The following is an 11,263-nucleotide window of genomic DNA, read 5'->3' as shown; positions in this document are numbered from 1 at the left end:
CGAAAATATGACGTTGGTGAGTATGAGCCATTAGCTCAGTTGGTAGAGCATCTGACTTTTAATCAGAGGGTCGAAGGTTCGAGTCCTTCATGGCTCACCATTTTATTTTTCGTGGCCCGTTGGTCAAGTGGTTAAGACACCGCCCTTTCACGGCGGTAACACGGGTTCGAATCCCGTACGGGTCATGTTTTTTTATGTTCATTTTTGGTCCCGTGGTGTAGTGGTTAACATGCCTGCCTGTCACGCAGGAGATCGCCGGTTCGACCCCGGTCGGGACCGCCACTTTTGTTTATACCACCATTAGTGGTTTTATATATAGTTTTGGCTCGGTAGCTCAGTCGGTAGAGCAGAGGACTGAAAATCCTCGTGTCGGCGGTTCGATTCCGTCCCGAGCCACTCTCAGGATATTAAGTGGGCCCACTTAATATCCTTTTTATTTGTGTAATTTTACAAAATTGAGTAGTTATTTTAAAATAGAATGAGGAGCCTCTAGCAGTTGAAGCTAGAGGTTTTTCTATAGATCGTATAGGATTCCGTGTAAAAGTGGATCATACATGAGTCTGTGAGAATAGAGGAGAAAGTACTTAAGCAAAAGATGCGGTCATATAGGGACATACTATGTAGACATCAATGTGTTTAGGGATATTGACCATATTTTTACCCCGCTATTTAATGGGCAGTAAGGCCTCCACCTTAAAATTCAGCGAAAGCAAAGAAGCTAGGTGGAGGGAGGGCTGCCCGTAAAAGCCCAATTGGTGAGGGCTGATTAAAGCTTCACTTTATAAGGAGGAAATAAACGATGATGGGAAAGAAAATTTTAGTAGTTGATGATGAAAAGCCGATTGCAGATATTTTGAAGTTCAACCTAGAAAAAGAAGGTTTTGAAATTGTAATGGCGCATGATGGTGATGAAGCAATTGAAAAAGCAACTGAAGAACAACCAGATATGGTTTTATTAGATATTATGCTACCAGGTAAGGATGGCTTAGAGGTTTGCCGTGAAATACGTAAAAGCTCAGAAATGCCGATTATTATGCTTACAGCGAAGGACTCTGAAATCGATAAAGTATTAGGACTTGAGCTTGGGGCAGATGATTATGTAACGAAGCCATTTAGTACGAGGGAATTACTTGCTCGCGTGAAGGCGAATTTACGTCGCCATCAGCAAGGTGGTGCGGCAGAAAAAGAAGAAAATACGGAAATGGTTATTGGACCAATTGTTATCAATCCAAATGCGTATAGTGTAACGAAACGTGAGGAAAATATTGAGCTTACACACCGTGAATTTGAGCTATTACATTATTTAGCAAAACATTTAGGACAAGTTATGACACGTGAACATTTATTGCAAACAGTTTGGGGTTATGACTATTTTGGAGATGTACGTACAGTGGATGTAACAGTACGTCGTCTACGTGAAAAAATTGAAGATAATCCAAGTCATCCTACATTAATTGTCACTAGACGTGGAGTAGGGTATTACTTGCGTGACCCAGAGCAGGAATAGTATATGAAGAAAGTTGGTTTTTTTCAATCTATTCATTTAAAATTTGTACTCATATATATGCTATTAATATTGATAGCTATGCAAGTTATTGGGGTATATTTCGTAAGAGAGTTAGAAAAGAGTCTTGTACAAGGTTTTAGAGATTCTTTAACGCAACAAACGAACTTATTATCGTATAACTTGAAACAAGAGTTTAAAAAAAGTTATACAAAAGCAGAGACAGAATCAACAGGTGAAACGATTAAAACTTCTATTCGAAAATTTGCCTCTGATCGAAAGAAGGATATTCAAGAGGTAAGTGTATTTGATGCGAATAGAAAGCTGCTCGCTATTTCAGATGAGTCAAAGCAAAACAAGGTAAATAGAACGTCAACTGATATAGCTGTTCAGCGGGTATTGGTACAAAAAAAACCAGAAGTGAAAATTGAGAAGGATGGTCGTACAGGTCACCGTGTACAAGTTATGATTACTCCTATTATGGATGATAACAACAAAGATGCACTTGGTGCTATTTACGTTGTTGCATCCATGGAAGATGTTTATAAGCAGATGAAGGATATTAATCAAATCTTTGCGACTGGAACCGTTATTGCATTACTCGTAACAGCTGTACTTGGAATTTTGTTAGCTCAAACGATTACGAGACCAATCTCTGATATGCGAAGACAAGCAATTGAAATGGCAAAAGGAAACTATTCAAGAAAAGTAAAAGTGCACAGCCATGATGAAATTGGACAATTAGCATTATCTTTCAATAATTTATCAAAAAAATTACAACAAGCTCGTTCTTCAACAGAAAGTGAAAGACGCAAATTGTCATCCGTATTATCACATATGACAGATGGAGTAATTGCTACTGACCGAAAAGGGGACATTATTTTATTAAATGATCCTGCGGAAAAGATGCTAAATGTTTCGCGTGAAACGGCGCTCGATCAATCTGTTTTAGAAGTATTGGGAATACAAGAAGAATTTACGCTCGATCATTTATACGAAGAGCCGGATTCTGTTTTATTAGATTTTAGTACGAGAAATGAGCCATATATTTTACGCGCTAGTTTCTCTGTTATTCAAAAAGAGACAGGGAAAGCAAATGGTTTAATTGCCGTATTATATGATGTGACTGAGCAGGAGCGTATAGAAAGAGAACGCCGCGAGTTTGTAGCAAACGTCTCTCATGAATTAAGAACGCCATTAACGACAATGCGCAGTTACTTAGAGGCACTTACAGACGGTGCATGGCAAGATCCAAATATTGCACCACAATTTTTAACAGTTACACAAGAAGAAACAGAAAGAATGATTAGACTTGTAAATGCGTTATTGCAACTATCTAAACTCGATAGTACAGAACATCGTTTAATGAAAGAATGGGTCGACTTTACTGACTTCTTTAATAACATTATTGATCGTTTTGAAATGTCTAAAGAGCAAAACGTAAGCTTCAAACGATCTTTCTCTAAAAAATCTCGATTTATTGATATGGATACGGATAAAATTACGCAAGTATTGTATAACATTATTTCGAATGCATTAAAGTATTCGCCAGAAGGTGGAACCGTAACATATCGTTTACGTGATCGTGGAGAATTATTAGAGATTAGTGTAAGTGACCAAGGAATGGGTATTCCGAAAGAAAACGTTGATAAAATCTTTGAACGTTTTTATCGCGTAGATAAAGCACGTTCAAGACAAATGGGCGGTACAGGACTTGGATTAGCGATTGCGAAAGAAATGATTGAGGCACATGGTGGCTCGATTTGGGCAAAGAGTGAGGAAGGAAAAGGGACAACGATTTATTTCACATTGCCTATGGCAGCAGATGAAGAGGACGAATGGGAATGAGTATGGAGAATGTTAAAACGATAGTTTTAATTAATTTAGTTGTAATTAGTCTATTTCTTACTTTTAACTTATGGACGTATGTGCCAGATTCCACATCTATGCAAAATGCAAAATTTGTACAGGGGAATGAGGGAAATACTCAAACTAAAATCGCTGATGTTGTCCGTCCTACTTCTATCATCGTGCATAAAGATAAAAATCATTACGGGAGCAAAAGAGAGGGAGATATAGAATCAATCTATAGAACTTTGGAAGCAGGGGAATTACATGAGTTCAAAGAGATATCGATTGCTAAGGCTGACTTCCTTTCTTATGTTCATGGTGAAGGGAAAATTGAACTTATTTTCCCTACCAACATCCCATTTGATGCAGTTAAATCTATGTTTAGTATGAAAGAAAAAAGTATAGCTAAGCCTAAACACTTTAATCGAATTATTCTTGATCCTTCTAGAAGTAGGGATCAAGAAATTAAAATTAATTTTGTTTCTGATGGTGATAACTCTAGAATATATGAAGCAAAATTAAGTGGTGTGTATTTAAAAGATATTGTAAATGCACAAAATCAATTTATAGTATCAGCGAAACCTTATTTTGACTATCAAATTAATGATATGAAAAAGTTATTTTTACCAGATGGAACGACAGAATTAAGTAATATAACATATATTTCATCTAATTTGGCGGTTGATACATTTAAGAATGCTCTTTTTAGTGATCCACGTTATTTAAGCCCTATTATCGAGAGATCGAAAGAAATATTTACAGATGGTATTAGGTCTATGGAGATTGAAAACGATCAGCATATGCTAAAGTATAAAAATTCTTCTGTTTTAAGTGAGAAAAAGCCAGATAATTTAATGCTTTTACAAAAAAGTTTTGATTTTGTAAATGGTCACAGTGGGAGTTTGGATTCATATCGTTTGGACTATATGAATAAAGGACAGACAGTATTCCGCTTACAGGAAGATGGATATCCCGTATTCAATACAGATGGATTAGCTGAATTGAGACAAGTATGGGGATCGGAAGAAGTAATGGAATATGAAAGACCGTTGCTTTCTTTAAATACGAAAGGTATAGAGCAGAAGGTTACTCTTCCGTCAGGTCATGTTGTAATAGCATCCTTAGAAAATAATGCCGCGGTAGATAAAAGATCTATTAAAGATATTGGGATTGGATACAAATTATCACTAGATGGGCAAGTAGCGCGACTACAGCCAATTTGGTATGTAAAGTTTGTTGAAGATGAAGCTGGCAAACAAAAAATATATGAGTGGAATGAGGGAGGACTAAATGGATTGGGATCGGATTAAAACCATATTTATTGTGACCTTTTTTGTTTTGGACCTCTTTCTCATTTTTCAATTCATTCAAAAGCAAGATAGTAATCAATTGGAGCTTATTGCAGAAACAAAGATAGATCAAGAATTAAAAGCAAACAAAATTACTATGGGTAATTTTCCTAAAGAACCGAAAAAAGAGTCATTTATTAGGGCTGAAAACAAGACATTTAAAGAAGAAGACGTACAGTCTTTAAAAAATCAAACGGCGCATATACAAAATATGTACAAGATAGAAAGTAAGCTAAAAGAGCCCTTTTTAAATACAAAATCTTTATCCAAAGATAAGTATAATGATTTTTTGAAGAACTATGTATTAGATGGACAAAAGTATGAGTTTGGGGCGATGAAAGACTCTAAAATTTACTTCTTCCAAAAATATAAAGATAAGCCTATTTTCTATAACGATCAGGCAATGATTGTTGTGGAATTAAATGAAAAAAATGAACTTGTGTCGTACACGCAGACGATGCTAACAGGTTTAAAAGAAATGGGCGAAAGTGAAAAAACGAAACAGCAAGAAATTATTACTGCCCAAACTGCTTTAGAAAATCTGTATTTAAAAAATAAAATTCATGGTAATACACATGTAAAAGAAGCGCAAATTGGTTATGCAAACCTTACCGCATCTACTTCTAATAACCAAGTACTTGCTCCAACGTGGAACTTAAAGACGGAGCAGAAGCAGGACTTCTTTGTAAATGCAATTGAAGGACAAGTTATGGAATTAGGGGAAAAGGAAAATCAAGTGGTTGATGAACATACTGGAGTGAGAAAGAATGGGATTGCATTTTAGCGTACTTGCAAGTGGAAGTACAGGGAATATGCTATATGTAGGAACAGATGAAAAGAAGTTACTTGTCGATGCAGGTTTAAGTGGTAAAGCAACTGAGGCTTTATTTAAACAGGCAGAATTAAATATAAACGATGTATCGGGTATTCTTGTAACACATGAACATAGTGATCATATTAAAGGATTAGGTGTATTGGCACGTAAATATGATTTACCTGTTTATGCAAATGAGAAAACATGGAATGCAATGGAACACTTAATAGGAAATATCCCAACTGAGCAAAAGTTTATTTTCTCAGTTGGTGATGTAAAAACATTCGGTGATATTGAGGTCGAGTCATTTGGAGTTTCACATGACGCGGCAGAGCCGATGTTCTATGCTTTTCATAACAATAATAGAAAGTTAGCTCTTATTACAGATACAGGATACGTGAGTGACCGTATGAAAGGTGTTATTAAGGGGGCTAATGCTTTCGTGTTTGAAAGCAATCATGACGTGGAAATGCTTCGTATGGGACGCTATCCATGGAGTATTAAGCGACGTATTTTAAGCGATGTGGGGCACGTTTGTAATGAAGATGCTGCATTAGCGATGGCGGATGTAATTACAGATGAGACAAAGCATATTTATTTAGCCCATTTAAGTTTAGATAATAACATGAAAGAATTGGCGCGTATGTCAGTATCACAAGTATTAGAGGAAAAGGGATTTGGAGTGGGAGAAGCTTTTGAAATCCACGATACAGATCCAAAAATGCCTACAAAAATTCAATACGTATAATTCTCCATTTTAGTAAACAATAAAGGTGAATATAGTTGTTTTCAGGAAGATGGGTGAACAAATATGTCCTTTATTGATGGAGAAAATTATCGTATGAAACGTGCAAGGAAAAAGAAGCATAAAGGTATTGTTATTTCTAGCATAGCAGGAACAATTGTAGGAGCTTCGTTATTTGCATTTGGAGCTCCTTTATTTTCAAATGATACGGACGCGTTTCCGCAAGCTGAAGCAAGTGGAAGTAATATGGCGGAAGCTCAAGGCATTAAACAGATTAGTTTTGTGGATGCTGTTGATCGTGCGTCTGAAGCTGTTGTTGGAGTTATTAATATTCAACGAGATAATTTTTCAGAGGCAGATTCAGAAGCAGGTACGGGATCAGGTGTAATTTATAAGAAGACAGATGGTCAAGCTTATATTGTAACGAATAATCATGTTGTTGCTGGAGCAAATCGTATTGAAGTAAGTTTAAGTGACGGTAAGAAGGTTCCAGGAAAGGTATTAGGAACCGATGTAGTCACAGATTTGGCTGTACTAGAGATAGATGCAAAGCATGTGAAAAAAGTAATTGAGATTGGCGATTCTAATACTGTTCGTAGAGGAGAACCAGTCATTGCAATTGGAAACCCACTTGGGCTCCAATTTTCTGGAACTGTCACACAAGGTATTATTTCAGCTAATGAGCGTATTGTCCCTGTAGATTTAGATCAAGATGGACATTATGATTGGCAAGTAGAAGTGTTGCAAACAGACGCAGCAATCAATCCAGGTAATAGTGGTGGTGCGCTTGTAAATGCAGCGGGTCAATTAATTGGTATTAACTCAATGAAAATTGCGGCAAAAGAAGTAGAAGGAATTGGGCTAGCTATTCCTGTTACTAGAGCTGTTCCAATTATGAATGAATTAGAGAAGTACGGAAAAGTAAGAAGACCGTATGTTGGAATTGAACTGAGATCATTAAATGAAATTCCAAACTACTATTGGTCAAAAACATTGCATTTACCAGGCAATGTAACAGAGGGAGTTTGCATTTTAGATGTGAAAAGTCCTTCGCCAGGTACAGATGCTGGTTTGCGAGAACACGATGTGATTGTAGCAGTAGATGGGAAACCAGTTCGCGATATTATCGGATTCCGTACGGCCTTATATGATAAAAAAATTAATGATAAAATGACTCTTACGTTTTATCGTGGTACAAAACGAGCAACAACAACGGTTAAACTAGGCATTCAAAAGTATTAAAAACAGGAGGGCCTACCTCCTGTTTTCTATTGTAGAAAAGTGAGGTGAAGAATATGAACTTACCTTGTTGTTTAGAACATGTTGAATTAGCTTTAGATATTATTGTGGATGAGTGTGAAGTGCCACCGGTTATTAACAATGTGGATAACTCAGAAAAAGAGAAAAAAACATGTGAATTTTGTCAAAATGAGGCGACATATGTTGTATCGAACACAGATTCTCACACAATATGTGGGTAACAATTGTGGATATGTGGATAAGTTATGTGGATAACATGTTTGTAAGGTGGGGAATACGTGTGAATATCTCGATTATTTCAATTGGGAAATTAAAAGAAAAATATTTAAAACAAGGTATAGCAGAATACTTAAAACGATTATCTGCATACGCAAAAGTAGAAGTAATTGAATTGCCAGATGAAAAGGCACCAGAAAATTTAAGTGAAGCAGAAATGTTAATTGTAAAAGAAAAAGAAGGTATACGTATACTAGATAAAATTTCTGATGATACGCATGTCATTGCGTTAGCGATAGAAGGAAAGCAAAAATCATCAGAAGAATTTGCAGTAAGCTTAGATCGTCTTGCTACATATGGGAAGAGTAAAGTTGCCTTTGTAATTGGTGGATCACTTGGACTAAGTTCAGAAGTAATGAAACGTTCAAATGAATCTCTTTCTTTTTCAAAGATGACACTACCACATCAATTAATGCGATTAGTATTGCTTGAGCAAGTGTATAGAGCATTTCGTATTAATCGTGGGGAACCGTATCATAAATAGTAATAGTACATTCAAACGGCTACAGATGTGGCCGTTTTCTATATTTCCTAAAATAAGTATGTTTCTATTTCTAAAAAAGTATGCTGTAATATGAAGAGGAAAAAGTATAAGTAGTCATAGAAGTGAGGAGTTAAAGGTGAAGAAGTTTAAGAAATTTTACTTGGAGATTACGAGTGTATGTAATCTTGCGTGCAGCTTTTGTCCGCCGACGGAAAGACAGAAGCAATTCATTTCTGTGGAGGATTTTGCAAAAAGGTTAGACCAAATTAAACCACACACAGACTACATTTATTTGCACGTGAAGGGTGAGCCGTTGCTGCATCCAAAAATAGATCAATTGTTAGATTTAAGCCATGAAAAAGGGTTTAAAGTTAATATTACAACGAACGGAACGTTAATTAATAAGAGAAGGCATAGATTGTTAAATAAGCCTGCTTTAAGACAAATGAATTTTTCACTGCATAGTTTTGATGGGCACCCAGGTTCACAAGACAAAGAGGGGTATGTAAGAAGTATACTTTCCTTCATTAGAGAGGCGACAAGTCAATCAGATTTAATTGTTTCACTAAGATTATGGAATTTAACGCAGGATAATAAAACGAATGCTGAAATTCAGAAGAATAGAGAGTTATTATCCATCATTGAAAATGAGTTTGATCTATCTTATCAAATTGAAGAGAAGCTTACACCAGGAAAAGGTATAAAAATTGCGGAACGTGTCTTTATTAATCAAGACTATGAATTCCAGTGGCCAGCATTGCATGAAGAAGAGGATGATGGAAAAGGATTCTGTCACGGGCTTCGAAATCAAGCTGGTATTTTAGCGAACGGAACGGTTATTCCTTGTTGTTTAGATGGTGAGGGAATCATTAATCTTGGGAATATTAATAATGACTCATTTTCTAACATTATAGAAGGTGAAAGAGCAACAAACATTGTTGATGGATTTTCTAGAAGAGTTGCAGTTGAAGAGCTATGTAGAAAATGTGGATACCGTAAAAGATTTGGAAAGTAAATATGAAATAAGCCCTCATAAAGCGAGGGCTTATTTTTTATTCTTGATAAGAGCGCTCTAATTCATCAATTAAGGAACCAACGTAAGAAACAGCTCTGCGGATTGCATCTGGTTTTGACATATCGACTCCGGCATGTTTCATTAATTCAAGTGGTTTCATCGTACCACCAGCGCGAAGTACATCTAACCAGCGATCAACGGCAGGTTGTCCTTCTTCTTTAATCATTTGAGCTACTGCAGTAGATGCAGTGAGGCCTGCGGAATACGTGTAAGAATATAAGCCCATATAATAATGAGGTTGACGCATCCAAGTTAAGCCAGCACCTTCATCAATTTTTACGGAATCTCCCCAGAATGTTGAAAGGACATTTGTTTTTATTTCAGTTAAAGTTGTAGCTGTAAGTGCTCCACCTTCTTCTGCTAGGCTGTATACTCTTCTTTGATATTCTCCCTCAAGTAAGTGAGTAACAAAGTTGTGATAATATGTGCCAAGTAGTTGCAGGATTACCCATCTGCGCATTCTCTTATCGTCATTCGTCGCTAATAAATGCTGGGCTAATAGTAATTCATTCATTGTAGATGGTGCTTCAACGAAGTACATAGATGGACGTACATTCATAATACGTTGGTTTTTATTTGCTAAATAAAAATGACCAGCGTGCCCAAATTCATGAGCTAATGTGAAGCAGCCGCGCATCGTATTTTGCCATGTAATTAAAATGTATGGATGAGAACCGTATGGACTTGAACAAAATGCTCCAGTTGATTTTCCTACGTTATCTGCAAGGTCGACCCATCTTTCTTTGAATCCTTTTTCGATAATGGCACTATATTCATCGCCAAGTACTTGTAAAGATTCTTGAATGATTTTTCCTGCTTCTTCGTAAGTAATTGCTGGATTAAATTCGGGATCTAAAGGTGCATGTAAGTCGCAGAACAGCATTTGATCGAGTCCTAATACTTTCTTTTTTAAATTTGCAAAACGGCGCATATGAGGCGCCAATTCTTTATAAATAATATCGAGTTGATTGTTATACATTTCAAGTGGAACTTTTTGAGGTTCTAAAAGCATATGAGTAACAGATTCAAATTTGCGTAAACGAGAGAGTGTTACTTGTTTTTTTACCTCGGTAGCATATGTTGTTGCCACGGTATTTTTATATCGCTTCAAAGTGGACACAAATGATGAGTATGCCTTTCTGCGTATGTCTACGCTTGGAGAAAACTCATATTTACTTTCAAATAATGCAAATGAGACAGGAAGTTCATTTCCTTGTTCGTCTTGTATGGAGTTAAAATCCATATCGGCTAATTTAGTCATACCGTAAATTTTGTATGGAGAACTATGTACTTCGCCGAGTGCAGCAAGTGCTTCTTCAGTTTCAGGAGAGAGCGTGTGCTGCCTTTTTTGTAATATGTCTAGTAATGATTTACGGAAAGGTTCAAGTTTTGTTTCTTGAGTTAAATATTTTTCAATTGTTCCTTCTTCTAATGAGAGAATTTCATTATGAATAAAGGATAGCGCCGTATGTACTTTCGTCCATAAAGCGGAAATTTTGGAAGAGTTCGCTTGAATAACTGGATTTGTACGGTCGGTAGATTCTTTTAAATTTGCGTAGGAGTATAGTTTTGTTAACTTCATTAAAAGCTCTTCTTCTAAAAGTAGGCAATGTAATAAGGTCGTGGGACTAGTGTGTAATTGACCTTTAAACGCATCAAGTTTTTTTATATCATCTGTTAATACACGTAATGCAGTTTCCCACTCTTTATCAGATTCGTATAAATCAGAGAGGTCCCATGTTAATTCAGTAGGAACGTCTGCACGAATATGACGTTTCTCAATAGTTTTTTTCATTTGCTATATCCCCCTTATTATAAGTATTTAAAAACATAATACTAGAAAATTCAGTAAAATGAAAATATTTTACATTTCTATATATGAAAAAGAAGGACAAGTATAAAACT

The 11,263-nt window shown here is 36.2% G+C and carries 10 protein-coding genes and 4 tRNA genes; 13 read left to right on the top strand and 1 reads right to left on the bottom strand.

The genetic code is table 11. From position 1 onward, the window contains the following. Window positions 1–24: 24 nt before the first annotated feature. From MKY00_RS27530 to MKY00_RS27470, 13 genes are all read left to right on the top strand, one after another. Window positions 25–100: transfer RNA gene (locus tag MKY00_RS27530), tRNA-Lys, on the top strand. Window positions 101–113: 13 nt separating this feature from the next. Beyond that, window positions 114–185: transfer RNA gene (locus MKY00_RS27525), tRNA-Glu, on the top strand. Between the two features lie 21 nt (window positions 186–206). Next, window positions 207–282 (top strand) — tRNA-Asp (locus tag MKY00_RS27520). Window positions 283–323: 41 nt separating this feature from the next. Beyond that, a tRNA-Phe gene (locus MKY00_RS27515) sits at window positions 324–396 on the top strand. A 403-nt stretch (window positions 397–799) separates the two neighbouring features. Beyond that, entirely contained in the window at window positions 800–1,507 is a 708-nt protein-coding gene (gene walR / locus MKY00_RS27510) for a cell wall metabolism DNA-binding response regulator WalR (RefSeq protein WP_000971872.1), read from the top strand. 3 nt (window positions 1,508–1,510) lie between these two features. Continuing rightward, on the top strand, window positions 1,511–3,352 hold the full coding sequence (gene walK, locus MKY00_RS27505) for a cell wall metabolism sensor histidine kinase WalK (RefSeq protein WP_000755380.1): 1,842 nt from the start codon (window positions 1,511–1,513) through the stop codon (window positions 3,350–3,352). Next, the gene (locus MKY00_RS27500; protein WP_029141246.1) at window positions 3,349–4,665 is read left to right on the top strand and encodes a YycH family regulatory protein; all 1,317 of its coding nucleotides are present in this window, start codon (window positions 3,349–3,351) and stop codon (window positions 4,663–4,665) included. The genes walK and MKY00_RS27500 overlap by 4 nt, the downstream gene beginning before the upstream one ends. Next, a complete protein-coding gene (locus tag MKY00_RS27495; protein WP_000383736.1) occupies window positions 4,646–5,488 on the top strand; it encodes a two-component system regulatory protein YycI in 843 nt (280 codons plus the stop codon). The genes MKY00_RS27500 and MKY00_RS27495 overlap by 20 nt, the downstream gene beginning before the upstream one ends. After that, window positions 5,472–6,266 (top strand): MBL fold metallo-hydrolase, encoded by a 795-nt coding sequence (locus tag MKY00_RS27490; RefSeq protein ID WP_000522836.1) that lies wholly within the window; start codon window positions 5,472–5,474, stop codon window positions 6,264–6,266. Before MKY00_RS27495 ends, MKY00_RS27490 begins: the two co-directional genes overlap by 17 nt. Window positions 6,267–6,329: 63 nt before the next feature. Next, complete coding sequence (locus MKY00_RS27485; protein ID WP_000008058.1) at window positions 6,330–7,505, top strand: S1C family serine protease; 1,176 nt, start codon at window positions 6,330–6,332, stop codon at window positions 7,503–7,505. Window positions 7,506–7,558: 53 nt separating this feature from the next. After that, on the top strand, window positions 7,559–7,744 hold the full coding sequence (locus MKY00_RS27480; RefSeq protein ID WP_001052835.1) for a CxxH/CxxC protein: 186 nt from the start codon (window positions 7,559–7,561) through the stop codon (window positions 7,742–7,744). Window positions 7,745–7,803: 59 nt separating this feature from the next. Continuing rightward, window positions 7,804–8,283 (top strand): 23S rRNA (pseudouridine(1915)-N(3))-methyltransferase RlmH, encoded by a 480-nt coding sequence (rlmH, locus tag MKY00_RS27475; RefSeq protein WP_001027003.1) that lies wholly within the window; start codon window positions 7,804–7,806, stop codon window positions 8,281–8,283. Window positions 8,284–8,419: 136 nt separating this feature from the next. Next, the gene (locus MKY00_RS27470) at window positions 8,420–9,298 is read left to right on the top strand and encodes a radical SAM/SPASM domain-containing protein (RefSeq protein WP_000713634.1); all 879 of its coding nucleotides are present in this window, start codon (window positions 8,420–8,422) and stop codon (window positions 9,296–9,298) included. Window positions 9,299–9,335: 37 nt separating this feature from the next. Here MKY00_RS27470 and pepF read toward each other — a convergent pair whose 3' ends face one another. Next, window positions 9,336–11,153, bottom strand: a complete 1,818-nt coding sequence (gene pepF, locus MKY00_RS27465; RefSeq protein ID WP_016719070.1) for an oligoendopeptidase F — start codon at window positions 11,151–11,153, stop codon at window positions 9,336–9,338. Between the last annotated feature and the right edge of the window lie 110 nt (window positions 11,154–11,263).

Origin of the sequence: Bacillus sp. FSL R9-9834 (assembly GCF_038006905.1) — a bacterium.
Taxonomy (GTDB): Bacteria; Bacillota; Bacilli; order Bacillales; family Bacillaceae_G; genus Bacillus_A; species Bacillus_A pacificus.
This window is presented reverse-complemented; position numbering and strand designations above follow the sequence as displayed.

Bases quoted from the DNA above. Each gene is read 5' to 3' on its own strand.
- MKY00_RS27490 (WP_000522836.1), top strand. From the start codon at position 5,472: ATGGGATTGCATTTTAGCGTACTTGCAAGTGGAAGTACAGGGAATATG.
- MKY00_RS27480 (WP_001052835.1), top strand. From the start codon at position 7,559: ATGAACTTACCTTGTTGTTTAGAACATGTTGAATTAGCTTTAGATATT.
- MKY00_RS27485 (WP_000008058.1), top strand. From the start codon at position 6,330: ATGTCCTTTATTGATGGAGAAAATTATCGTATGAAACGTGCAAGGAAA.
- MKY00_RS27500 (WP_029141246.1), top strand. From the start codon at position 3,349: ATGAGTATGGAGAATGTTAAAACGATAGTTTTAATTAATTTAGTTGTA.
- pepF (WP_016719070.1), bottom strand. From the start codon at position 11,153: ATGAAAAAAACTATTGAGAAACGTCATATTCGTGCAGACGTTCCTACT.
- MKY00_RS27495 (WP_000383736.1), top strand. From the start codon at position 4,646: ATGGATTGGGATCGGATTAAAACCATATTTATTGTGACCTTTTTTGTT.
- walK (WP_000755380.1), top strand. From the start codon at position 1,511: ATGAAGAAAGTTGGTTTTTTTCAATCTATTCATTTAAAATTTGTACTC.
- walR (WP_000971872.1), top strand. From the start codon at position 800: ATGATGGGAAAGAAAATTTTAGTAGTTGATGATGAAAAGCCGATTGCA.